This window comes from Sulfuricurvum sp. (genome assembly GCF_023229695.1).
GTDB lineage: Bacteria > Campylobacterota > Campylobacteria > Campylobacterales > Sulfurimonadaceae > Sulfuricurvum.
In genome coordinates this window covers 53,584-77,504 of sequence record NZ_JALNYS010000011.1, presented here as the reverse complement: position 1 = coordinate 77,504, position 23,921 = coordinate 53,584, and the positions used below count along the sequence as shown (strand labels likewise).

Below are 23,921 nucleotides of genomic sequence, written 5' to 3'. Positions count from 1 at the left end.
CGATTGAAGGTAAGAACAAGGTACAATTTCCCTATGAAACAACCGTTTGCCTGGGATTATTATTCCGATCAACCCGCTATTATCCGTGACAAAGCGCTTAAACGTACCATGCGTCGCAGTGCTCTCCCCTCCCTTATTAAAACTTTTTTGATTGCCTTGATGACGTTGCCGATAGCTCTCATAGCAATGCCGTTTCTAGGGCGGCGTACCATTACGGGGGAACATTTTTTCGGCATGGGGGTCAATCTGGACAAAGAACCCAACACTACCCCCTACCTGATCGAGGAACTGGGTGTCCAAAAACTCCTGATCCGCATTCCGCTGTGGGAGATGGATCGTTTAAATGACTACGTCACCTTTATTCGAAGCTTTACCAACCTACACATCACCGTTGCACTGCTGCAAGATCGAGAGCATATTACGTCATTGAGTATGACAAAAGACCATTTTATTCAGATTTTCGAAGCACTCGATGGGGTATGCCATACCTATATCATCGGTTCTACCATCAACCGTGCGAAATGGGGATTTTTCAGTGTCAACGAATATCTTGATTTTTACGCTGTCGCGTACACTCTGAAACAAACACGGTTTCCCCACCTCAAACTCATCGGTTCCAACGTCATCGATTTTGAGTACCACTTTAGCGCCCATACCCTCTTCAATCTCGCAAAAATACACTTCGATGCGATAGGAAGCCTCCTCTATGTTGACCGTCGAGGGGCCCCCGAAAACAGCCAGATGGGTTTTAATCTCATGGGAAAAATCAATCTCTTGAACGCATTGATAACACTCAGTCCGAAAACCTCCAACGAGCTCATTATCACCGAAACCAACTGGCCGATCAAACATACGGCCCCCTATGCCCCTACCAGTGAACATGAGTGTGTCAGTGAAGAGGATTATGCCTCTTTTATGGTCCGTTATCATCTCCTAGCGTTTGCGTCTCAGCAGGTAAGCTGTCTCTATTGGCATCAGCTCATCGCCCCGGGATACGGTCTGATCGATAATCGAGAAAAGATCCTCCGAAAGCGGAAGGCGTATGAGGAGTATAAAATCATGCTCTCCCATATGAGCGATGCGACATTGGTCGATTACCGGCACACGTCGGATACCCATCTGCTTAGGTGCTCCACACCAAGAGGAGCGTTACACATCACCTGGAACCTGACCTCTGCACCTATCTACCACTATAAGGATAGAGCGTGAAAATTTTGATTCTCCTCCCCAACTGGCTCGGCGACGCCGTTATGGCGACCCCTGCCATCGAAGCACTGTGCACCGTTTATCCGAATGCAGAACTCACCCTAGTTGGATCCTTCGTGAGTGTCGAAGCACTGAACCATCACCCCCAATGCAGACGCCATTATGTCGATGAGACGAAAAAAGGGGGAAATCGGTTTGTCAATACCTACCGCTTTGCCAAAGAACTCGGAGCGCATGATCTGGCAATCACATTCCGCAATCAGCTCCACTCTTCGCTGCTGCTCTTTTGGAGCGGCACCCCGATAACAGCGGGACGGCACAGTTGGCACGCATCATTTTTGCTAAAACACGCCATCAAACCAATCCACCCCTCCCATCTGGTAGAACAGTATCGTGACATCGCCCAGAGCCTCACCCCTACCCCTCTCGTTATCGACAATCTAAAGCTTCATCTTCCGCCTCATCGATACGATCGCCCGACCCTCGGAATTAACCCGGGGGCGACCTACGGAAGCGCCAAACGGTGGTACCCCGAAAAATTTGCCGAAGTGGCCCGTTTTTTCGCCGATCGCTACGATATCGTCATCTTCGGCGGACCGAATGAAGTAGAGATGGCCAACGATATCCAGTCGCGTCTGGAGGGGATCGCTCTTTCCAACATGGCCGGAAAAACATCGGTACGGGAGTTGTGTTCCATGCTTGGGGGGCTGGATCTCTTCATCACGAACGACAGCGGCCCGATGCACGTTGCGGCGGCCTATCAGGTTCCGACCGTCGCCATTTTCGGCCCGACCCGCCACCTCGAAACGTCGCAGTGGCACAATGAAAAAAGCGTTATTGTCCGTCACGATATGGAGTGTGCCCCGTGCATGAAGCGCGAATGCCCCTTGAAACATCACGAGTGTATGAAGAGTATTAGAGCGGATGAAGTGATCGAAGCAGCAGAAAAAATCTGCCTCAAATGAGGCAGGGTTGTAGGTTAAAAATCGAGTCTTAGCCCGAAATACCACGCATCGTTATAAACGACATTGCGATTTTTCAGATCAGTATCGATCTTACGGTATCCCACTTCGATCCGTCCGTTTTCAATCGGCTCAGCATCAACATGAAGCCGTGTCTCCATATACGCATTCCCGTTTTGAAACGTGACAACCGAAGGGGCGTAATAAAACGCTCCCCCCAAATAGAACGGAAACGGGGTATTCAGCGGTAAACGCAGTTCTCCCTCCATCCCCAGAGGCATCGCCGCATAGGTATTGCCGTCAAATTTAGTATATTCCCCCTTGACCCCAAGCCCCAGCTTTAACCCATCGACCCCGCGTACCGGCCGTTGAACCATAAATGAGATCTCCATCAACGGGCTTGGATCGGCAATCGTTTTACTGTTATTATTATCGCCGCTCAAGAAACGGGCCCCGACGAACGTCGTCCCCAACTCCGTGCTGTTCCCCATACGTCCCATATCGAGACGAATCTGCCCCTCAACGTCTCTGCTATTGACATTGGCCTCAAGTTGATGCGCAGAAGCAATCGTGCTGCTTAGTATCGTGGCTAAAATTACTTTTTTTAACATTGTGTCCCTTTTGAATCATTAATCCGTGCAATCGTCGAGGTAGTACTTTTCCCCTCCACAAACTGCACCAATCGGAGCTCCTTAGCAAATTCCGCTCCAACCACCGTTTTTCCTTCGTAATCCCCCCCCTTGACCAGGGTGTCGGGAGCGATACTCTGAATCAAATCATGCGGTGTTTCGTCACTAAAGAGGACCACATAATCGACCGCCTCCAACGCGGCAAGGATATAGGCACGATCGGCTTCAGGATTGACGGGTCGGGTCGGTCCCTTGAGTTCTCGTACCGAAGCGTCCGAATTGAGCCCGACGATCAGCACGTCTCCGTAGCTTTTTGCCTCTTGGAGGTATTTGACGTGTCCGACATGGAGGATATCAAAACATCCGTTGGTAAAAACGACCCGCTTCCCCTCCCCCTTTAGCCGTTCAGAGATCGCTACGATCTCGGCTTGGGATTTGATATGGGCATCCGAACTGCTTTGATGAAGACTCGATGCGTAAGCATCAATTTCATCAAGAGTTACCGTCGCCGATCCGATTTTACCGACAACCACGGCAGCGGCATGGTTGGCAAACGGAGCCGCCTCATCCATGGAAAAACCGCTGCTAAGGGCAAATGAGAGCGAAGCGATCACCGTATCCCCGGCACCGGTCACATCAAAAACCTCTTTCGCAACGGTCGGAAAACGGCGCATCGTCTCATCGTAGAGAGCAATCCCGTCTTCGGAAAGGGTAATCATCGAGCACTCCAGATCGCATCTCTCTTTTAAAAGCAGCAGCGCTTCATGCAGGGAGGCTTCGTCTTTAATCGCAATTCCCGTCGCTTCGGAAGCCTCTTTTTTATTCGGCGTCAGGAGATAGGCACCGCGATATTTGGAGTAATCTTTCCCCTTAGGGTCAACAAGCACTTTTTTCCCGGCAGCCTTGGAGACGGTGATGATCCCTTGCGCAACCGCATCGGTCAACACCCCTTTGCCGTAATCGGAGAGGATAACCATGTCACAGGTACCGATAATACTACCGACGTACTTCACAATCGCCTCCGCACTTGCATCCCCAATAGCATCTTTGGACTCTTTATCGTAACGGAGTATTTGCTGATTTGAAGCGATAATCCGGCTTTTTTTGGATGTTTTACGCCCTTTCTGTGCGATCAGTCCTTCTCGTTTAATGCCGATGGCCTCAAGCATTCCACCCAATTCCCGACCGTTTTCATCGTCTCCGATCACCCCCGCAACGCTGACACGCGCACCCAGAGTGATAAGATTATTGATCACATTCCCCGCACCGCCGAGGACGCTTGTTTCGCGCGCAATATCGACCACCTGCACGGGAGCTTCGGGAGATATCCGTTCACACCCCCCCCACAGATAATGGTCGATCATCAAATCGCCGATCACAAGGATGTGAGGATGGCTGTTGTGGAGCCGCTTCATGAAAGTTCCTGTTCAAAAAGACGTTTAATTTCCGGAACATACGCGGCAATTCCCGCTTCAAATTCAAAACAGGGTGAATAATCTAATGCTGCTTTTGTCGATTCGATATCGGCTTCCGTATGGAATTGATAGCGTCCGATGAACGGATTCGGGATGTATTCGCACGCAAAAGCGGTCCCCAGCTCTTTTTGGAGAATATCGACCATCGACTGAAACGATCGGGCTTTTCCCGTCCCGACGTTAAAGACTCCCGATTCTTTCGGATGCATCGCCAACACATTGGCTTGAACAATATCCTCTATGTAGATGAAATCTCGAAGAATTTTATCGGAGTTCTCAAAAAGTTTCGGATGTTTGCCCGCAAGGAGCTGATGGCCAAACTGTACCACCATCGACGCCGTTTTGTTTTTGAAAAACTCTCTCGGACCGTACACGTTAAAATAACGTAAACCGACAATCGAAATAGAATCATGTTTTTGAGCGTACTGACGCGCCAGATGATCCATCATCAATTTCGAAAATCCATACACGTTTTGCGGCGCTTCGCATCCTACCCTCTGCGGTGAGGGGGCGTCTCCATAGGTTGCCCCGGACGACGCATAAATCATATTGGCCCCGTGTGCAACAGCGATATCGAGGAGATCTTTAAAAGCATTGACATTCGTTTGGATCATCAAATCCTGTTCCAATGCCGTCGTGTCCGAAATGGCCGCTTCATGAAAAATGTAGTCAAATTTATAGTGTGCGGACAGTTTAGCCAAAAGGGTTTGATCGTTGATATCCCCGCTGATCACCTCACCGTTAAAGCCGATCAGATTTTTAAAATGACCGAAACTTTTGAGGTTACCGTTGGAGAGGGTAAGGTTCGAACGGAACAGATCCAAAACCACAACACGGGCATCCGGATAATGTTTCTGAAAATAGAATGCAAGGTTCGAGCCGATAAATCCTCCCCCTCCGGTGATAAGGATGGTTTTATGATTTAAATCAACGTCGCTGTAGCGCATAGATTCTCCTTCGCTTTTAGAGTCCATTATTGTAACAGAGCAATGATTAAGCGAAACACTGTTAGTATCCTTTAAGATTGATAGGACTATAATTCTTATCAAATTTTTTAATGGAGAAAATGAATGAAAAAAATCGCTCTTGCAATGCTATTCGCAGGTGTATCTATGATGGCAGCGGATGGTAAAGCTCTTACTGCTAAATGTGCTGCGTGTCACGGTGCTAGCTTCGAAAAAGCGGCTCTTGGTAAATCTGCAATCGTTAAAGGTCAATCGGCTTCAGCTATCGAAGCTTCTTTGAACGGTTACAAAGCAGGTACACTTAACAAAGCCGGTATGGGCGCATTGATGAAAGGGCAAGTTGCTGCAATGTCAGATGCTGATATTAAAGCTGCTGCTGCTTACATTGCAGGAATCAAGTAAGTTTTAAACGCCAAAGGGATACACATCCCTTTGGCTACGCTAACGCTGTGTTTCGCTCAGCGCGAAGCTCACGTACAGTAAACCGTACTTTGATTAATCTCTCACCTTTTTTTAACTTCTTTTTTTTATTCCGGTCGATACTCTTTTTTCTGTTCCGAAGCTTCCCGTTTACGTTGCAGCCGTGCCGCATCATTGAGTTCCGCTTCATCATCGTACATCACCTGATTCATCATCTTCTTCTCATCGTCAAATTGACCGTTCTTGATTCCCCACAAAAATGCCGCCAATGCAATACCGCCCAAAAAGAGCGATGCCCCCAACATCATAGCAACAACCCAACTCTCCATTTATAATCCTTTATACCACCATGATTTTAACTTTTTATTTATACATCCACCGGCTGCGCATCGAGTTACCGACAACCAGAAGTGAGCTAAACGACATCGAAATAGCCGCGATCAGGGGGATAATCGCCCCCATCATCGCAAGTGGTATCGTAATCGTATTGTACAGGAGCGAAATCCCCAAATTTTGTTTGATCAATCGGTACGTTCGGTGACTGATCGCATGCGCTTCCGCAAGCGACGTCAACGAATCGTTGAGCAATACCACGTCCGAGACCTCGATCGCGATATCGCTCCCGCTCCCCATCGCAATGGCGATATCGGCGTTTGCAAGGGCTAAAAGGTCATTGACCCCATCTCCCCCCATCACGACAATGTGCCCCTCTTCATGAAAACGGCTCACATAAGCTGCTTTATCCTGCGGGGTGAGATGGGCGTAGAGTTCATCGATTCCCACCTCCTGCGCTACGCGCGTTGCAGCCGATTGGTGATCTCCGGTCAGCATAACGACCCGTAAGCCGCTTGCTTTAAGGGTGTGAATCGCCTCGGCGGAACCCGATTTCGGTAAATCCCTCAGTTCAAATACGGCAACCAGTTTTCCCTCTACCGCGTAATAGAAAACACTTTTATCCGTAGAAGAATCGACATCAATCCCCATATCTTCCATCAGCAGAGCATTCCCCCCTGCGATCATCACCCCGTTGGCACGTCCGACAATCCCCCTCGCCGGAATCTCGTTTGCCTCTTCAATAACACCGCATGAAAGATTTTCTTCCGAACTTTGGAGGTAATCACTGACGCCACGGCTCACAGGATGATGGGATGATTGGACCAAAGAGAGGAGAAGCGAACGTTCAAACGGTGCTTCATAAGTGGCACGGACCACTTCGGGACGCCCCTGCGTAATCGTACCCGTTTTATCCAACACCACCATCGTCGCTTTGGCCATCGTTTCGATCTGTGCCGCCGATTTGAACAGAATCCCCCGCTTGGCTCCCAGAGTGAGCCCTACCAATGTCGCAACCGGAGTGGCCAAGGCAAGGGCGCACGGGCAGGCAATGATAATCACCGATATCCCCACCATCAACGAACGGTCAAAACTGTGCGGCCAGAAATACCACGACCAAAAGGTCGCAACAGCCAGAAAAAGGATCGTTGATGAGAAATGTTGCGAAAGGCGGTTGGCAAGCTGTTCGATCCGGGGCTTATTGCTCATCGAATTTTCAAGCAGGTTCACCAGCGTCGATAACGTCGAGTGGGTAAAATCTTTGGTCGCGTGGTAGTGCAGCAGAGCATCGATACTCGTCGTACCGCTGATAATCGAATCACCGGAGCGCTTGAAGATCGGCTCTGACTCTCCCGTCAGATTGGACTCATCAAAACTTCCCTCTCCGGATATCACCTCACCGTCAATGGCCGCTTTTTCACCGGTCCGGATTAAAATAAGATCTCCGACTTTGACATCATTGACATTGATCTGGCGGATATTTTCCCCCTCAATCACACTCACTTCGCCCGGAATGTGCTTGCCGATAATATCAAGGGTGTCGGCCGCATTTTTTCGACTCAGCACCTCTAAAAATTTTCCGAATAGGACAAAAGTGATAATCATCGCAACCGAATCGAAATAGGCTTCCCCTTTTTCGAACAGTGTAATATAGATGGAATAAAGATAGGCCAGACTCGATCCCGTCACGACCAGCAGATCCATCGTCACCGCTTTATTACGCAATCCGTAATAGGCCCCGCGATAAAAAACCCATCCGCTGTAAAAGAGGACCGGTGTCGCCAACACCCATTCCGCAACATTTAAAATCGTCTTGATCTCTTGGGTGATCCCCGTAAAATATCCCGCATACTGGGCAACCGCAATCCACATCATATTCATCGTGGCAAACGTCGCCACCGCCATGCGCAGATAATACTCTTTACGCTCTTTATTGGCGCGTACCTCTTGAAGTGAGGCATCGTAAGGGAACGCGTTATACCCGATAGCCCGGATCATATCGATGATGGCAGAGAGTTTTACCGTCTCAGGATCCCAGCTGATACGGGCTTTATTGTTCGTATAATTGATATGGGCTTCGATTACCCCCTCCATTCGATGGAGGGCTTTTTCATTCAACCAGACGCATGCCGCACAATGGATCCCCTCAATCACCAGCGATACTTGCGAAAGCCCCTGTTTGGTCGTGGTTACAAAGCGTTGATGAAAAGCCTGGGTGTCGAAATTGCTGCTCGCTTCATACGCTTCGCTCGGCGGAGAGAGGGTCGTATCCCCTATTTTGGAATAAAAACTCTCCAACCCCTCATCTTTAAGAAGATGAAAAATTCCCTGACAGCCGTTACAGCAAAAACGGTATTCACCGTCATGGATCATGATTTCATCCCTAAATTCAAGATGACAGTGATCGCATTTGACTTTAGACATACTCAAACTTCCCCAATTTCCGATTTTTTTTCACCCGATCATACGGACCCATCACCCCTTGCATAACGATGGATACACCCCCTGAAACACTCTGGGCATACCCCATGGCCATGGCCAGATTGGCGGTCGCCTCGATCGGATCGATCGAAAACGGAACCATCGCTCCGGTAAAAACCACCGTTTTATCCAAACCGGCCGCCGCAACGGCCGCCGCACTTAATCCCATCGTATCGGTACCGTGGACGACAACGATACGCTCTTGCGCCGATTGCCGGATCGTATCGCACAACAACGCGCGATCGGCTTCATCCATCTCCAAAGAGTCTTTATGGATAATCCCCCGGATATCGATAGAAATTGCCAATACACGGCAAATCGCTTCAATCGCCCCATTATCGGCAGGGACAAAAAGCTCCCCCGAAATCGGATCATACCGTTTATTAAAGGTGCCGCCGGTATTGAGAATCACCATTCCAGCAACTCCTTTAGGCTGCGAACGATCCGATCGCCATTCGAGTGTGTTGCCGTTTCGGACAAAAGGAGATTATGTCCCACTCCTGCACGGATAGCCGCTTCAATATCCCGTTCATTGTCTCCGATCATGACGGAAAGATTCATATCCAGATCGTACTGCTTTTGTGCCGTTAAAAACATCCCCGGTTCCGGTTTTCGGCATTCGCACGCACCGTCGATACTCTCATGATGAGGGCAGTGATAGATATGAGAAATCCTGATCCCCAACGCTTTGAAATAGCCCACCATCCATTCGCTAAGACGTTTAAAATCCTCTTCCGAATAATACCCGCGCGCAATCCCCGACTGATTCGTGACAATAATAATCAGGTATCCTTGATTTTGGTAAAGGCGGCAAACGTCGACGATCCCCTCCATCAATTCAAAATCTTCTATCTTATGAAGATAATTTTTCTCAACATTGACGACTCCGTCACGATCCAAAAATAATGCTTTTTGCATTATTATTTTAAAACGCCAGCAGGGCAAAGCCCCGCTCGGCTACGCTAGCCGCTGTGGCACTGAAGCTTGCCTCTGTCGAGGCAGATAAATACGAACACAATGTGCTCATCATGCCACTCCGCCGCCGAAAAGCTCTTTTTCGATGATATCGCAGAGGATATGACCGATCAAAATATGCGACTCTTGAATACGCGGCGTCGCATTGGAGGGGATGATGATCGCATAATCGGCCATCTCTCCCATTTTTCCGCCGTCGCGCCCGACAAGTGCAACGGTCGTGACTCCCCGATCTTTCGCCGATTCAAACGCATTGATCACATTTTGCGAATTCCCCGACGTCGAAATACCGATAAAGAGATCCCCTTCCTGAGCCATCCCCTCCAGCTGACGGGAAAAGACTTTCTCATAGCCGTAATCGTTACCGATAGCGGTAAGATTGGAGGTATCGGTCGTCAATGCAAGCGACGGAAGTGAGGGGCGGTCAAATCCGTAGCGCCCAACCAATTCCGCCGCAATGTGTTGTGCATCGGCTGCTGAGCCGCCGTTACCGGCCAAAAGGGTCTTCTTACCGTTGCGGTACACCTCGACGCACGCTTTTGCAACCTTCATAATCACGTTGATCAGCGCTTCATTTTCCAAAATTGCCTGTTTGGTTGCTGCCGAATCGGCAATCTGTGCTCGAATATAACGTTCCATGATTTCCCTTTTAGTACCGTATTCCCGTTACAGAACGGACTTTATCAATAATCGGCTGTGCCGCTGCACTTGCTTTGGCCGCACCGAGACTTAAGATCTCTCTCACTTCATCCTGATGTGTCTCAAAATAGGCTCTTTGTTCCCGATACGGACGAAAATATTCCCAGATCACGTCATGGGTATAGAGTTTGAAATGGCCGTGCCCCTCTCCCCCTTTCGTATAGCGCTCCTGCAATGCCTGCGTCTGTTCATAATCCAAAAAGAGCTTGGCGATATTATAAACATTGCACCCCTCATACTCTTTGGGCTCTTCCATCGGTACCGCTTCGGTCACGATCTTTTTAATGATTTTCGATTGAATCTTCTCTTCCGAAAAAATAGGGATCGTATTGCCGTAGCTTTTGCTCATCTTTTGCCCGTCGATTCCGGGAACCGTCGCGACGTTCTCATCGACGCGAAACTCCGGAATCGTGAAAATCTCGCCGTATTGATTGTTAAATTTGATCGCAATATCGCGGGCGATCTCGACGTGCTGAATCTGATCTTTTCCGACCGGAATCACCTCGGAACCAAACAGCAAAATATCGGCCGCCATCAAAACCGGATAGGAGAAAAGACTATGATTAGAGGCAATCCCTTTTGCCACTTTGTCTTTGTAACTGTGGGCCCTCTCCAACAGCCCCATCGGAGTAAAACCGGAGAGGACCCAGTAGAGTTCCAGCACCTCTTTCACATCCGACTGCACCCAGAAAGCACTTTTCTCCGGATCCATCCCCAGCGCCAGAAAATCGGTCGCGGCTTGCATCGTAAGACGGCTTAAACGCTCCCCGTCGCTGAGGCTACTCATTGCATGATAATTTGCGATGAAGGCAAATACCTCATGCTCATCCTGCGACTCGATCATCGCCTTAATCGAACCGAAATAGTTCCCAATATGTAAATCGCCTGAAGGTTGAATACCGGTTAAAACTCTCACCATTACTCCTTGAATAGAGACAATTTTCCCGCATAGTGTCTTAAGCTTCGTATTAAGAAAAGATATGCTATATTTTTCATTGAAAACGTCACTACAAATTGTTGTACGTTGCAGTTTATCGCGGATGGGTCTTCTAAAACGGAAGAGGAGTCAACGTCAGTGTAGCTGATCGGAGTTTTGCTTCATCAGTGTATCAATCAAAAAATCAAGGATTTATTATGAATGTTCAAATTCGCTCGAAAGAGATTAAACTTACCCAGCATCTCAATGATCACATTGGAGCGGCTATCGAAAATTTTAAGCGTTACCATCTCGACATTACTACTGTAAACGTTATGATTACCAAAGAAAAAAATAAAGTCGGTGTCGAATTTGATATGCATATCGCCCATGCACAGCCGGTTGTTATCTCGGATTCCGACGAAGATGTTGATACGGCTATCGACATGGCAATCGAACGTGCCAATAAAGCACTTCGCCGATTACACGATAAAATGAAAGACCATCAGGCAACTTCGTTGCGTGAAATAGAGGTTGTCGAAGCAGAATAACCCCAACATACATATCTCGAAGAAGGGGTTGGTTACCCCTTCAACTGCAAGGGATGTCGGTTTCCAAACAATTTAAATTTTACAGAGATATGAAACGAGGGTTTTATGCAAAAAATTAATATCGTTTGCCCCCATTGCGGCGGTGTCAATGCCATTCCCGTCAAAGAGAGTTACACCAAAGCTGCATGCGGACACTGCAAAGGATCGCTTCTCGATACAAAACCTCTCAATGTCACCCAAGAGAAGCTTGATCGATTGCTTCTGAACGATGAGCGATTGATCATCGCCGATTTTTGGGCCCCGTGGTGCGGCCCTTGCCGTTCGATGGCACCCGCATTCGAAGAGGCGGCACGTTTATTTCCCCTCAAAGCCCAATTTATCAAAATCAATACCGAAGAGGAGCAGAACCTTGGGGGGCGCTTCGGTATCCGATCGATACCGACCGTTATCGCGTTTAAAAACAATCGCATCGTTGATCAATTCAGCGGTGCTCTTCCTGCCTCTCAAATTATCGCTTGGGTCAAAAAACATCTGTAAGTGTTAACTTTTTTTAGGTACCCTTGCGTCTACTTTTATTAACAGGACGTAACACATGTACAACTGGATCCTTTGGTTTCATATTATCTCAATGGTGTCGTGGTTCGCGGTACTCTTTTATCTCCCTCGTCTTTTTGTTTACCATGTCGAAAACGGTACCAATCAGGGATTCATCGACGTCGTTGAAGTGATGGAGATGAAGATTTACAAATACATCGGCATCCCTTCTTTTTGGGCGACACTGATTTCAGGGACAGCACTCATCATGCTCTCTACGCAACACTATGGGGTAAATGTATTTGGAATGGGGGGCTGGATGCACGCCAAAATGACCCTCGTCGCCATTTTGATCGCCTACTTTTTCTCACTCGGACACTACCGTCTCAAGCTCAAAGAAAACACAGCCTATAAAAGCGGAAAGTTTTTTCGCATCTACAATGAAGTACCGACCCTTTTGTTGATCGGTATCGTTGCATTGGTCATCGTTAAACCATTTTAATTCTTTGATCTGATGTTACACACTTTTCGCTCATAGCCCGTAAAGTGGCAGGGACAATTTGTCCCCTGCACCCCCCTGAAGCTACCCGTATCTTTCGGATACGGGAGATTACTAACCTTTTCGCACTTGTTGAGACAAGGTGCGTAAGGTCAGCTTTGATATTCCCCCGCTCATAAAAGGGGGGAGGTCACCCGCAATGACCCCTCTCTCATTACCACGATGCTTTTTTCTTATGCGGCTGCGGTTTTCGATTGCCGTTTTTGCTTTTCGCTTTAAACAGAATCGGCGTCCCTTCAAAATCGAACTGCGCGCGGAGCTGATTGGTCAAATAGCGACGATAGCTGAAATGGAGCCCCTGCGGTTTGTTCATGATCAACGCAATGCGCGGCGGACGGATATCGTACTGCGTCGCAAAATAGAGACGGATATTCTGGCCGTTGATACTCGGCAGGATATGCTTGCGCATTGCCGCCTGAATCACTTCATTCAGTTTGCCCGTAGAGATACGCTGCGAGTAGTTTTCGTTGATTTTGAGAAGCATATCGAAAATCTTGTGGACACGCTGTTTACTCTGTGCCGAAATCGTGATGATCGGGGCATAGCTTAAAAATTTAAAGCGGTCACGCACCTCTTCGATAATCTTGTCGTAATCTTCTTTCGGGGCCATATCCCATTTATTCAGAACGATCAGACACGCAAGGCGGTTTTTATCGACGAATCCTGCGATTTTCTCATCCAAGTCCATAAAAGGCTGTGACGCATCCAAAACAAGTAACGCGATATCGGCCGTCTCCAACATCTCTTCGGTACGCATTAAGGCATATTTTTCAATCCCCAGGATTTTCCCCCGCTTACGGATCCCCGCCGTGTCGATAAACGTAATTTTCTTCCCTTCATATTCGACCTCTTCGTCGATCGGATCGATCGTCGTCCCCGCAACCGAACTGACAACCGAACGATCTTCACCGAGCAAAGCATTGAGCAATGAGCTTTTACCGACGTTGACACGTCCGATAATCGCCACTTTCATTTGGTTGATATCGCCGGCTTCGTACTCTTTGACAATCCCGCGATATGCTTCTTCGAGTGCTTCTATCGATTCGTCATCGATCTCTTCGTCCGAATCATCTTCTGAATCGTCATCATCAAACTCTTCATCGTCGGAAGAAGCTCTCAAAGCGGCATCAAAACCGTCCATCTCATCTTCTTCCGCGATTTCATTCTCAGGAGTAACGATGGAAGACTCCGGCAGCTCCGAAGCTATCCAGTTTAAAAGCGGTAAAACCGATCGGTTATGGGCAACCGAAATTCCGAAAATTCGGTCGGTTCCAAACTCGTAATATTCCCATAGCTTCTCTTGCATTTTGTCATTATCAATCTTATTAACGACCAAAGCGATCGCTTTCCCCATCGATTCGAGTTCGTAAAAGAGTTTTTTATCGTCATCTTCCGGGAGACTTTTACCATCCACCATAAACAAGATGATATCGGCTTCATGCGCCGCTTTCAGTGACTTTTCTTTAATTCGGTCGAACAACTCGCACCCTTCGTCGAGTCCGCCGGTATCGAGGATTTCGACTTGCTTATCAACTACTACGGCAATCCGTTTTTTAACATCCCGTGTCGTTCCTGCCTGCTCAGAGGTAATTGCATCGCGCTGCTTTAAAAGGCGATTGAACAATGAACTCTTGCCAACATTCGGACGGCCGATTATGGCTAATTTTTTCATTAATATTCCTGTTTTTTTCATCCCATCAAGACGCAATCTTGATTGGCTACGTTAACATAAGGGACCTTTTCAACGAATTGCCCTATACGCGTGAGCGCTTATTATACGATAATGAATTTTTTTTATTATAGCGTAGATGCCCTTATGATATGATTGCATTTATGATACTTTATACGTACAACCATTTTAAAACCGATATTCTGACACTGGGACATCAATGTGAACCCTTCGAACCGGATACGGTTGTAGCGATTGCACGCGGGGGGATGACATTAGCGCACGCTTTAAGTATGTACATGAATATACGCAATCTTCAAAGTATTCGGATAGAAAGCTATGACGAGGATCGTCAACGCGACACCGTTACTATTTTCGGGGAGTGCGATTTCAGCCGTTCTCGGCGAGTCTTGATTGTCGATGATATTGTCGACAGCGGCAAAACATTGCAGGCATTGTTGCCTATATTATCACAGAACTATCCGGACATCCTTTTCAAAAGTGCCGCTTTGTTCACAAAAACGACCGCCTTGATCCAACCCGACTATTCCTTGCATGAAGCAACCGACTGGATCGATTTTTTCTGGGAACGGGATTTTTTAAAATCCAATTTGCTATAATCACACCCTTTCACCCTCTGATCATTGGAAGATAGGGCTTCGACCAAGAGGTTTATTTCAACGCTAAACCGTGCGAGAGCACGTTAGCCTACTTACAAAATAAAAAGGATTTTTATGCCTAAAGAGTATATTTTCACCTCCGAATCGGTCACCGAAGGGCATCCCGATAAAATGGCCGATCAAATCAGCGACGCCATTTTGGACTACATCATAGAAGATGACCCGAAAGCACGTGTTGCATGTGAAACGCTTGTATCCAACGGATTTTGTGTCATTGCCGGTGAACTGAAGACGACTGCCTATGCTCCGATGCAGGAGATTGCCCGTCAGGTAGTTCGCGAAATTGGCTATACCGATGCTACCTACGGATTTGATTATCGCTCCTGTGCCGTCCTTAACGGTATCGGAGAACAATCTCCCGATATTAACCAGGGGGTTGATCAAGAAGACGGCGAAATCGGTGCGGGAGACCAAGGATTGATGTTTGGGTATGCCTGCCGCGAAACCGATGTTCTTATGCCTCTTCCGATCCATCTGGCTCACCGGATTACCGAACGCCTTGCTCAAGTACGTAAAGAGGGGATTATCCCCTATCTGCGTCCGGACGGTAAAGCACAGGTTAGTGTTCGCTACGTAGATGACAAACCGGTTTCCGTAGAGACCGTTGTCGTCTCCACACAGCATGCTCCCGATATCTCTCAGGAGAAACTCCATGCGGATGTTATCTCTGAAGTTATCCGACACGTTATTCCAGCTGAACTGATGAGCCCGAATATCGTCTATCACATCAATCCTACCGGCAAATTTGTCATCGGCGGCCCGCAAGGCGATGCTGGATTGACCGGGCGTAAAATCATTGTAGACACCTACGGCGGAAGCTGTCCTCACGGCGGAGGGGCATTCAGCGGAAAAGACCCGACCAAAGTAGATCGGTCGGCCGCCTATGCAGCGCGTTACGTTGCCAAAAATCTGGTTGCGGCAGGAGCCTGCGAGCGTGCAACCATTCAAGTGGCTTACGCGATCGGTGTCGTTAAGCCAATTTCGATTATGGTCAACACCCACGGTACCGCCGTCGTTGATGAAGAAAAAATTGAGAGCTGTGTCAAAGAGCTGTTCAATCTTACCCCAAAAGGGATTATCGAATCGCTTGACCTGCTGCGCCCTATTTATCGTCAAACAGCGGCATACGGCCATTTCGGACGCGAGCTGCCCGATTTTACCTGGGAAAAGACCGATAAAGTCGATGCGATTCGGGCCTATTTAGGTCTTTAACCCCGTTTTTTTTCCGCTTGTGTAACACTCCGACTCTATATTGCAAATTGCCTGCCTATTTTTTAGGTGGGTTTAAAATTCTTCTGTTATAGTTTCCCATATTTATTTATTTAAGGAGAACCCTATGGCAGTAGTCATTAATGATACCTGTATTAACTGCGGCGCTTGTATCGACGAGTGTCCGGTAGAAGCGATCGTAGACGAGGACGATAACCCAACGGGTGAAGAGATTTATTACGTATACGCTGATAAATGTGTCGAATGTGTAGGTCATCATGATGAGCCTGCATGTGCGACTGCCTGTCCTACTGAGGGTTGTATCACATGGGATGAGATCGGCGCAAGCCCGTCTCACCGTGAAGATATCTCTGCTGAGATGCGTGCGAACAAAGCAAACATCGTCGACTAATCCCCATTGCCCCTTTTGGGGCAAACACTTCTACTTCTCAATTTTTCAGTATCTTTAATATTATCTAAATTATTAAACCGCTATAATCGCACTCTATTTTTTACACATAAAACAGGAGTATTGATGGAACAAACGTTGTCAATCATCAAACCCGACGCCGTCGCAAAAGGTGTCATCGGCAAAATTTTAGATCGTTTCGAAAGTAACGGTCTTAAAATCGCAGCTATGAAAAAAGTTCAACTAAGTAGACAGGATGCAGAAGCATTTTATGCGGTACATGCCGCACGTCCATTTTTTAATGACTTAGTTGACTTTATGGTCAGTGGTCCGGTAGTCATCACCGTTCTTGAGGGTGAAAATGCCGTTCTTAAAAACCGTGATCTTATGGGTGCAACAAACCCTAAAGAAGCGGCTGCCGGTACAATTCGTGCCGATTTTGCAGAGAACATCGATGCGAATGCGGTACATGGGAGCGATTCATTGGAAAATGCTGCAAACGAAATCGCATTTTTCTTTTCAGGCCGTGAGATCTCGTAAGTGACACGGATACCGTTTAAGCATGTGAACGACAATCCTCTTGATTTTGAGGTGAAACGGGAGAATGCTGTGTTTTCAGGAAATTTAGCCCTGAAAAAGCGTAATCTGGTTCAATTAAACGGTACAATAACAGGGAGTATTTCCATTCCTTGTGATCTATGTGCCGAGATAGTGGAAAAAGAGCTGAATGAAGAGGTCCATTTTTATCTATCCGATGGGATCGTACACGGAAATAGTGATGAATTGGATCTTGTCGAAGTTGAGAACTCTTCCATCGATATGGATGAACTTTTCGCTTCAGAGCTTGAGCTGATCAAAAGTGACTACTTTTGTTGCTCAAGCTGTGAAGGCTCCTCTTTAGAACGCGAGTTTTAAAGAGAAACCGGTAGTCATCAGGATAGCGGAAATTGCATTTTCCGTCTCTCATCCTAATTGCGTAGCGTACATAAGTGCATTCGGTTTCCTTCGATAGAAAACCGAATGTTAAGCAAGCAGGGGGAATCTCCCTGCATTTAAAATTAAATAGAAAGGGATAAAATACTATGGCAGTACCTAAAAGAAGAGTGAGTCATACTCGTTCGGCAAAACGTAGAACTCACTATAAAGTTACACTCGCTCGCCCCGTAAAAGATAAAGACGGGACATATAAATTGTCGCACTATGTCAATCCGACGACCGGTGAGTACAAATAATCGATGATCAAGATTGCTATTGATGCAATGGGCGGGGACTTCGGTCCCGAACCGATTGTTAAAGGGACCCTTGAAGCACTCAAGGAAAAAAGATTCGAAGCAATTCTTGTAGGTAAAAAAGATGAAATTTTATCTTTGTTACCCAAGGGTTATAAAGATAAAATTATTATCGTCGAAGCGGACGATGTGATCGATATGAGTGATGCGGCCACGGATGCGCTCAAACGAAAAGAGAGCTCAATTTACAAAGCGATCGAATTGGTCCGCGACGGACACGCAGACGGTGTTGTCAGTGCAGGACACAGTGGTGCGACGATGAGTTTGGCTACGCTGCGTCTTGGACGTTTAAAACACGTTTTACGCCCTGCTCTTGCCACCCTTATGCCCACAAAAAGCGGACAACGAAGTATACTGATGGATGCCGGAGCCAATGTCGATTGTAAAGCGGAACATCTGTTCCAGTTTGGTATCATGGGGTATTACTATGCCAAAGATATGCTCAAAATTGCAAATCCTCGTGTCGGGCTTCTGGCAAACGGTGAAGAAGATTCCAAAGGGAATGAAGTAACCAAAGAAGCTTTCACACTGCTTCACGGGACTCAGGGATTTATCGGAAATGTTGAAGGGAATAATATTTTTGATGCCTCCTGTGATGTCATCGTATGTGACGGTTTTATCGGAAATTTAGTCCTAAAAGCTTCCGAAGGGGTCGCTTCTACGATCAGTTTTTTCATTAAACAATACATCCGCAAATCTCCGGTAGCCATTACCGGTGCACTTCTTATGCGTAAAGTTTTTCATCTTTTGAAAAAAGAGATCGACTATGCCGAAATCGGCGGTGCACCTCTGATCGGTATCAAAGGATGCGCCATTGTCAGCCATGGCAAAAGCAATCCGAAAGCGATCAAAAATGCTATTTTTCAAGCGATTCACTATGTTAATACCGGCGTAAACGGCCATATCGAAAATCGTCTTGAAGAGCTTAAAAGTTAAACCGGTATATCAAAAGGATAACCAATGTATGCAGCGTTCCGTTCTATCGGGGCTTATGTCCCGACCAAAATTCTCAGTAATGCCGATCTTGAAGTCATGGTTGATACCACAGACGAATGGATCACCAAGCGTACCGGGATAAAAGAGCGCCATATCGCCGATGAAAATGAAACTACAAGCGATATGGGTGCCAAAGCAGCGGAACTCGCCATTGAACGCTCCGGATTGGATAAAAATCAGATTGATATGCTTATCTGTGCTACGATCTCCCCCGACTATTTCTGCATGCCCTCAACGGCTACTATTTTGGCCACAAAACTCGGTTTGAACAAAGTAACCGCTTTTGATATCTCTGCCGCGTGTACCGGGTTTGTTTATGCCCTTAGTATTGCAAAAGCCTTTATCGAATCGGGGATGAAAAAAAATATTCTGATTGTCGGGGCTGAAAAACTAAGTGCCATTACCGATTATTCCGACCGAGGCACCTGTATCCTCTTTGGAGACGGTGCAGGTGCGGCACTCATCAGTGCGACCGAAAACAAAGCGGAAGCAATCATTGATATTCATACCGGATCGGACGGCGCTTATGCTGATTTGCTCATGACCCCCAATGGAGGAAGCGGCTCTGTCCACGATGAGCTGGACCGTGAAAAAGCGGGTTGCTTCATGAAGATGAAGGGAAATGAAACATTTAAAGTGGCCGTACGGACATTGACCAATGACGTTATCGAAATTTTAGAGCAAAATTCCATCTCCTCTTCGGCCATCAAACATTTTGTACCCCATCAAGCCAATTATCGTATCATCAAAGCGGTCGGTGACGCACTGAATCTTGCCGATGAACAGGTAGTTTTGACGGTAGCAAAATACGGAAATACCTCCGGCGCGTCTATCCCTATGGCGATTAATGACATTTATGAGTCCGGTCGCCTTCAAGAGGGAGATTTAATGCTTCTGGATGCCTTCGGAGGCGGTTTAACGTGGGGAAGTGCCCTCGTTCCGTTTGCAGGAAAAACTCTCTAAAAATCGCTACAATATCGGATCTTTTAAAAGGTCTGATATGTTTTACTCCAATCCTCTTATTTACATTGACATCCACGACAGCGAAATCCCCTGGTTAAAACTATTCACCCATATCCCGTATAAAGAGTTTTCCGAATGTTCACGGGAAGAAAAGGAGATGCTCTGGGAATGTTTGGATCTCATCGAAAAAGAGATGCTCTCTTATTTTAAACCTGAAAAAATCAATATTGCATCATTTGGAAATATGGTGCCGAGAGTTCATTGGCATATTATGGCGAGATTCAAAGAAGACAGTTATTTCCCAGAACCGATGTGGGGAATGAAACAAAGAGAAGGATTGCTACCGGTAGCTCCATTGGAACTGTTTTTGCAGGAGTTAAAAGTAAAATTAGAAATCTGCCTCGAAAGAGGCAAACATTTCGAGGAAACATTGGGTTAACCAAGCACTTCCCTTGTGTCTCCCTTAGCGGCTAACGCAGCCAAAGGGATTTTGACATTCAAAAATAATGATTAGCTTCTTGGCTTAGAAGAACGGTTTCCGCCGCTGAAGCTGCGTGAACGCTCGCCGCTGCGATCGCTACCGCCGCCGGCATTACGATCGTTATTACCACGGTACCCACCGCTACGCTCACCGCCACTGGCATTACGATCGTTGTTGCCGCGATATCCGCCGCCGCTTCGATTTCGATTGAATCCGCCCCGATTTCCGCCCCGATCTTGGCGATTTTCAAGGTTATGAAGGATTTTTTCCAATCGCTCTGCCGCGATACCGATTTGATTCGGTCCGGCAACCGTATTACGCTCCATCAAAACCGAGATCAATTTATAGGCAATTTGCTCTTGATCGTATTCTTGTTTTAAGATATCGAGAACTTTGTGCGCTTCATCATAAACATGCTGTTTTTCGATTTCGGCACACAAACGGCTTACCTGAGCCTCTTTAACATCAAGTTTACTCGGGATATAGGCGTGCTCCATCGTGGTCCCCACTTTAGAACGGATACGCTGAAGTTCTTTAAACTCAAGCGGCGTTACGAGAGTAATTGCGACCCCTTTTTTACCTGCACGACCGGTACGTCCGATACGGTGGACATAACTCTCCGCATCAAACGGAATATGGTAATTGAATACGTGGGTAACATTATCGATATGAAGGCCGCGCGCTGCCACGTCGGTTGCGATCAATACGTCAATCCCTTCGGTTTTGAATCCTTTGATGACACTTTCACGCTGACGCTGCTCCATGTCGCCGTGCAATCCTTTAGCCGAATAACCGACTGCCGACAAAACGTTTGATAAACGGTCAACCTCTTTTTTCGTACGGCAAAAAACAACGGTTTTTTGTGCATCTTCAGCATCCATCAAACGGATAATCGCATCATCACGCTCGGATTCTTCGATAACGTAATACTGTTGAGTAATATCGGTATTGGTGGTCTCCGATTTTGTAATGGATGCAAAAAATGGATTGACCAAAATACGTTCAGCAAGATGCTTGATCGGAGGAGGCATCGTGGCTGAGAACAATAATGTCTGACGTTCTGTCGGAAGATAGCTGAAAATTTCATTGATATCGTCCAAAAAGCCCATATCAAGCATCTCATCCGCTTCGTCCAAAATAACGGTTGAAGGGGTAAAACCTTTAAGCATGTTACGGCTAAGCATATCAAGCAAACGGCCCGGAGTGGCAATAATCACTTGAGCGCCGCGCTCAATCAAATCCATCTGGCGGTTGTATGAACTTCCGCCGTAAATGGTTACGGTACGAACACCCAAGTGCTTGCCGTATTTGAAGATTTCATCGCTCACCTGATTTGCAAGCTCACGCGTCGGAGTGATAATGAGAGTTTCAATCCCCCCTTTTAAATGCATTTTATTCAATGCAGGCAAACCGAATGCAGCCGTTTTGCCGGTACCCGTGTGGGCTTGTCCGACAACGTCGCGCCCTTCCATGATAACGGGGATAACCATGGATTGAATCGGGCTTGGGCTCTTAAATCCAGCATAACTAATGCTCTGCATAATTTCGCTACGAAGACCGAATGCTTCAAACGTCGGAAGATTTTCCAAACCTGCTTCTGTGCCCATTTCTGTGCTATTTTTTGTGTTACTCATAATTCTACCTTTTTAAATACGCCACGCCGGCAAAAAAAAGGAACCCGTTTTTCGCATTGGCGAAAATATTTCCTCTAAAAGCCCATGTTGCTACGCTGTGCGGCTATGACGTTAAATTTTGCCCTGCTAAAGGGCCATAAATTTTCAGAGATTTGAATCAATCTCTACCATGGAGGGCACTTTCTTCTGTAGCAGCAGACACGTCACAAAAGCCCTCTGCTCGTTACGAGTCAAGCTTTAGTGCCATAGCGGCCGGCGTAGTCTCAGGAGTCATCCCCCTGAAGCGTAAAACAAAATGTATGTACCCAAAAATTTGGCGAATTATACCCACTTTGACCATAATATCTCCTGATAAAGACATTTTAATAAAAGTTAAAGTTAACCTTTCGTTTCAATTCGCATCTATTTTGTTTAAATTTTTTAATCTTTCCCGATTATACTTCCGAAAAATTTACCTTTGGAGTAACCTTGATGTTTAATGTGACAATAGAAAAAGAGTGTGGATGTTTCAAACGAAGCGGGATGAAAACTATCAAATCATTTGAGAACCGTGATGACGCAATGGTGGAAGCTCAAGAGTGGGCAGAGGAGATGAATGAAACGTTTTGTAAAAAACACAGCTTTCATGTAGTCGAAGAGGGAAATGATTTGATCATAAAAGTGGGAATGAACTAATCGCTGAGGGGAATACCCCTACAGCTTTAGATGCATTTTTTCAATCGTCATTTTTTTCGACCACATCGGATCTTTTAGCTCCAGCATCTCCCGCACCTCATCATTGACCAATCGGTACGAAATATGAATCGATACCTCATCGGCACCCTCAACAAGCGGAAGCGAAAAGATTTTCGACCCTTGCGCCGGGATAACGTTGTGTTCTATCGTCTTTTTTGAAAGATGGGGTACCGTCGGCTTATCCCGCTTGGTTACATAACGGGAAGTGAGTGAAAGGGTCTCTTTTTTAATCACTTTCCCTTCCAATGCATAATACGCTTCAATGAGAATCTCACGCGAACCGAATCCGCTCGGAAGAGCATGGGGCTGAGGGTTGCGCAAAACAACTTCAATCTCGCGCGATTTTTTCGTTACCTCAACCTTTAATGCCCCTTGCCACATCCGCTCGCTATGCGCACCGCTAAAATCGTGTTCGCGTATGAGACGTTTGCGCTGCTGCCCGTTCCGATCTCTCAAGGTAGCGGCAACCCCCTCGATTCGCGGTCCCATATGGCAATCCACACACTGTTTCCCATCATTGATAAACTCCGACTGCATGTTAATAAAACGGTTCCCCTCTTCTGAGGTATCGTTGGCATGACAGACAAAACAGAGCTGATTGGGGTTGCTATTCATAAAATCACGCGGTTCTACTTTATGGTAGGGGGATTTGGCATCACTGTAGGGGCCGCTCATCGTCCCCGAGGGCATCCAGCTTACCCGATGGATCCCCCGTTTGCTTTCAGGGAGCTCATCATGGATCTGATCGATATTGTGACACACGACACAGTTGATCCCTTCGGCAATCGTATTACTGCCGAGGGCTTTCGTCGCTGCCGTATCTTTATCAAGGTTCAAAGCCGCTATGGCCTCATAATCGGCATTGGTTGACGTGACCGAAATACGCGGATTATGACAGGCGGCACACTCTATTTTGATGGCATTAAGGGACTTGCGGCTTTTTCTGGCTAAATAATCGATGGTTTTTCGGAAATATTCGTCATTATCGTAATGAGATTTGGCGTGCCATGAACCTTCCCACTGTTTGACCAGATGGTTATGACACGGTTTGCATTTCCCCGAATCTTTGTACCGATCCCCTACGGCTACCACTTCAGCACTGTGTCCGATAACAACGAGTAATCCCAATCCTATTAACCAACGCATCTTTC

The 23,921-nt window shown here is 46.9% G+C and carries 28 protein-coding genes; 16 read left to right on the top strand and 12 right to left on the bottom strand.

Annotated features, from left to right (window positions below; translation table 11 throughout):
* The first annotated feature begins 33 nt into the window (after positions 1 to 33).
* Positions 34 to 1,209 (top strand): glycosyl hydrolase, encoded by a 1,176-nt coding sequence (locus tag M0P91_RS09390; protein ID WP_295066550.1) that lies wholly within the window; start codon positions 34 to 36, stop codon positions 1,207 to 1,209.
* Positions 1,206 to 2,171: a lipopolysaccharide heptosyltransferase II gene (waaF, locus tag M0P91_RS09385; RefSeq protein WP_295066549.1), complete on the top strand. Its 966-nt coding sequence runs from the start codon at positions 1,206 to 1,208 to the stop codon at positions 2,169 to 2,171. Before M0P91_RS09390 ends, waaF begins: the two co-directional genes overlap by 4 nt.
* Before the next feature lie 14 nt (positions 2,172 to 2,185).
* Here the strand turns inward: waaF and M0P91_RS09380 are convergent, their stop codons facing one another.
* The 3 genes from M0P91_RS09380 to rfaD are packed head-to-tail and all read right to left on the bottom strand — an operon-like array spanning position 2,186 to position 5,219.
* Positions 2,186 to 2,779, bottom strand: a complete 594-nt coding sequence (locus M0P91_RS09380; RefSeq protein ID WP_295066548.1) for a YfaZ family outer membrane protein — start codon at positions 2,777 to 2,779, stop codon at positions 2,186 to 2,188.
* A complete protein-coding gene (rfaE1, locus tag M0P91_RS09375) occupies positions 2,773 to 4,212 on the bottom strand; it encodes a D-glycero-beta-D-manno-heptose-7-phosphate kinase (RefSeq protein WP_295066546.1) in 1,440 nt (479 codons plus the stop codon). Before rfaE1 ends, M0P91_RS09380 begins: the two co-directional genes overlap by 7 nt.
* Positions 4,209 to 5,219: an ADP-glyceromanno-heptose 6-epimerase gene (gene rfaD / locus M0P91_RS09370; RefSeq protein WP_295066544.1), complete on the bottom strand. Its 1,011-nt coding sequence runs from the start codon at positions 5,217 to 5,219 to the stop codon at positions 4,209 to 4,211. Before rfaD ends, rfaE1 begins: the two co-directional genes overlap by 4 nt.
* A gap of 123 nt (positions 5,220 to 5,342) precedes the next feature.
* On the opposite strand from rfaD, the gene M0P91_RS09365 reads away from it, so the two are divergent.
* On the top strand, positions 5,343 to 5,639 hold the full coding sequence (locus tag M0P91_RS09365; RefSeq protein WP_295066543.1) for a c-type cytochrome: 297 nt from the start codon (positions 5,343 to 5,345) through the stop codon (positions 5,637 to 5,639).
* A gap of 125 nt (positions 5,640 to 5,764) precedes the next feature.
* Here M0P91_RS09365 and ccoS read toward each other — a convergent pair whose 3' ends face one another.
* From ccoS to trpS, 6 genes are all read right to left on the bottom strand, one after another.
* Positions 5,765 to 5,986: a cbb3-type cytochrome oxidase assembly protein CcoS gene (gene ccoS / locus M0P91_RS09360; RefSeq protein WP_295066541.1), complete on the bottom strand. Its 222-nt coding sequence runs from the start codon at positions 5,984 to 5,986 to the stop codon at positions 5,765 to 5,767.
* Positions 5,987 to 6,020: 34 nt separating this feature from the next.
* Positions 6,021 to 8,414 carry a heavy metal translocating P-type ATPase gene (locus tag M0P91_RS09355; protein ID WP_295066539.1) on the bottom strand — a complete coding sequence of 798 codons (2,394 nt, stop codon included), beginning with the start codon at positions 8,412 to 8,414 and terminating at the stop codon, positions 6,021 to 6,023.
* Positions 8,407 to 8,886 (bottom strand): asparaginase domain-containing protein, encoded by a 480-nt coding sequence (locus tag M0P91_RS09350; RefSeq protein ID WP_295066538.1) that lies wholly within the window; start codon positions 8,884 to 8,886, stop codon positions 8,407 to 8,409. The genes M0P91_RS09355 and M0P91_RS09350 overlap by 8 nt, the downstream gene beginning before the upstream one ends.
* Positions 8,880 to 9,389, bottom strand: coding sequence for a D-glycero-beta-D-manno-heptose 1,7-bisphosphate 7-phosphatase (gmhB, locus tag M0P91_RS09345; RefSeq protein ID WP_295066536.1), 510 nt, complete (start codon positions 9,387 to 9,389; stop codon positions 8,880 to 8,882). Before gmhB ends, M0P91_RS09350 begins: the two co-directional genes overlap by 7 nt.
* Before the next feature lie 108 nt (positions 9,390 to 9,497).
* The gene (gene gmhA, locus M0P91_RS09340; protein WP_295066534.1) at positions 9,498 to 10,085 is read right to left on the bottom strand and encodes a D-sedoheptulose 7-phosphate isomerase; all 588 of its coding nucleotides are present in this window, start codon (positions 10,083 to 10,085) and stop codon (positions 9,498 to 9,500) included.
* Positions 10,086 to 10,095: 10 nt separating this feature from the next.
* Positions 10,096 to 11,061 carry a tryptophan--tRNA ligase gene (gene trpS / locus M0P91_RS09335; RefSeq protein WP_295066533.1) on the bottom strand — a complete coding sequence of 322 codons (966 nt, stop codon included), beginning with the start codon at positions 11,059 to 11,061 and terminating at the stop codon, positions 10,096 to 10,098.
* Between the two features lie 218 nt (positions 11,062 to 11,279).
* On the opposite strand from trpS, the gene raiA reads away from it, so the two are divergent.
* The 3 genes from raiA to M0P91_RS09320 all read left to right on the top strand — a co-directional run bounded on the left by raiA (position 11,280) and on the right by M0P91_RS09320 (position 12,648).
* Positions 11,280 to 11,612: a ribosome-associated translation inhibitor RaiA gene (gene raiA / locus M0P91_RS09330; protein WP_295066531.1), complete on the top strand. Its 333-nt coding sequence runs from the start codon at positions 11,280 to 11,282 to the stop codon at positions 11,610 to 11,612.
* A 105-nt stretch (positions 11,613 to 11,717) separates the two neighbouring features.
* The gene (gene trxC / locus M0P91_RS09325) at positions 11,718 to 12,149 is read left to right on the top strand and encodes a thioredoxin TrxC (RefSeq protein ID WP_295066529.1); all 432 of its coding nucleotides are present in this window, start codon (positions 11,718 to 11,720) and stop codon (positions 12,147 to 12,149) included.
* 55 nt (positions 12,150 to 12,204) lie between these two features.
* Complete coding sequence (locus M0P91_RS09320; protein WP_295066528.1) at positions 12,205 to 12,648, top strand: CopD family protein; 444 nt, start codon at positions 12,205 to 12,207, stop codon at positions 12,646 to 12,648.
* A 211-nt stretch (positions 12,649 to 12,859) separates the two neighbouring features.
* On the opposite strand, the gene der is transcribed toward M0P91_RS09320, so the two are convergent.
* Positions 12,860 to 14,377 (bottom strand): ribosome biogenesis GTPase Der, encoded by a 1,518-nt coding sequence (gene der, locus M0P91_RS09315; RefSeq protein WP_295066526.1) that lies wholly within the window; start codon positions 14,375 to 14,377, stop codon positions 12,860 to 12,862.
* A gap of 161 nt (positions 14,378 to 14,538) precedes the next feature.
* On the opposite strand from der, the gene M0P91_RS09310 reads away from it, so the two are divergent.
* The 9 genes from M0P91_RS09310 (at position 14,539) to M0P91_RS09270 (ending at position 20,359) form a co-directional block, all read left to right on the top strand.
* Positions 14,539 to 14,994 carry a phosphoribosyltransferase gene (locus tag M0P91_RS09310; protein ID WP_295066524.1) on the top strand — a complete coding sequence of 152 codons (456 nt, stop codon included), beginning with the start codon at positions 14,539 to 14,541 and terminating at the stop codon, positions 14,992 to 14,994.
* 114 nt (positions 14,995 to 15,108) lie between these two features.
* Positions 15,109 to 16,266, top strand: a complete 1,158-nt coding sequence (gene metK, locus M0P91_RS09305) for a methionine adenosyltransferase (protein ID WP_295066523.1) — start codon at positions 15,109 to 15,111, stop codon at positions 16,264 to 16,266.
* 124 nt (positions 16,267 to 16,390) lie between these two features.
* Entirely contained in the window at positions 16,391 to 16,675 is a 285-nt protein-coding gene (locus M0P91_RS09300; RefSeq protein WP_295066521.1) for a 4Fe-4S dicluster domain-containing protein, read from the top strand.
* A 123-nt stretch (positions 16,676 to 16,798) separates the two neighbouring features.
* Complete coding sequence (gene ndk / locus M0P91_RS09295) at positions 16,799 to 17,212, top strand: nucleoside-diphosphate kinase (RefSeq protein WP_295066519.1); 414 nt, start codon at positions 16,799 to 16,801, stop codon at positions 17,210 to 17,212.
* On the top strand, positions 17,213 to 17,587 hold the full coding sequence (locus M0P91_RS09290) for a hypothetical protein (RefSeq protein WP_295066517.1): 375 nt from the start codon (positions 17,213 to 17,215) through the stop codon (positions 17,585 to 17,587).
* A 167-nt stretch (positions 17,588 to 17,754) separates the two neighbouring features.
* Positions 17,755 to 17,904, top strand: a complete 150-nt coding sequence (gene rpmF / locus M0P91_RS09285; RefSeq protein ID WP_295066515.1) for a 50S ribosomal protein L32 — start codon at positions 17,755 to 17,757, stop codon at positions 17,902 to 17,904.
* Between the two features lie 3 nt (positions 17,905 to 17,907).
* On the top strand, positions 17,908 to 18,897 hold the full coding sequence (gene plsX / locus M0P91_RS09280; RefSeq protein WP_295066514.1) for a phosphate acyltransferase PlsX: 990 nt from the start codon (positions 17,908 to 17,910) through the stop codon (positions 18,895 to 18,897).
* Between the two features lie 24 nt (positions 18,898 to 18,921).
* Entirely contained in the window at positions 18,922 to 19,920 is a 999-nt protein-coding gene (locus M0P91_RS09275; RefSeq protein WP_295066512.1) for a beta-ketoacyl-ACP synthase III, read from the top strand.
* Between the two features lie 37 nt (positions 19,921 to 19,957).
* Positions 19,958 to 20,359, top strand: a complete 402-nt coding sequence (locus M0P91_RS09270) for an HIT family protein (protein WP_295066511.1) — start codon at positions 19,958 to 19,960, stop codon at positions 20,357 to 20,359.
* Between the two features lie 71 nt (positions 20,360 to 20,430).
* Here M0P91_RS09270 and M0P91_RS09265 read toward each other — a convergent pair whose 3' ends face one another.
* Positions 20,431 to 22,008, bottom strand: a complete 1,578-nt coding sequence (locus M0P91_RS09265) for a DEAD/DEAH box helicase (protein ID WP_295066509.1) — start codon at positions 22,006 to 22,008, stop codon at positions 20,431 to 20,433.
* A 549-nt stretch (positions 22,009 to 22,557) separates the two neighbouring features.
* On the opposite strand from M0P91_RS09265, the gene M0P91_RS09260 reads away from it, so the two are divergent.
* Entirely contained in the window at positions 22,558 to 22,710 is a 153-nt protein-coding gene (locus M0P91_RS09260) for a hypothetical protein (RefSeq protein WP_295066507.1), read from the top strand.
* Positions 22,711 to 22,728: 18 nt separating this feature from the next.
* Here the strand turns inward: M0P91_RS09260 and M0P91_RS09255 are convergent, their stop codons facing one another.
* Complete coding sequence (locus M0P91_RS09255) at positions 22,729 to 23,916, bottom strand: multiheme c-type cytochrome (protein ID WP_295066506.1); 1,188 nt, start codon at positions 23,914 to 23,916, stop codon at positions 22,729 to 22,731.
* Between the last annotated feature and the right edge of the window lie 5 nt (positions 23,917 to 23,921).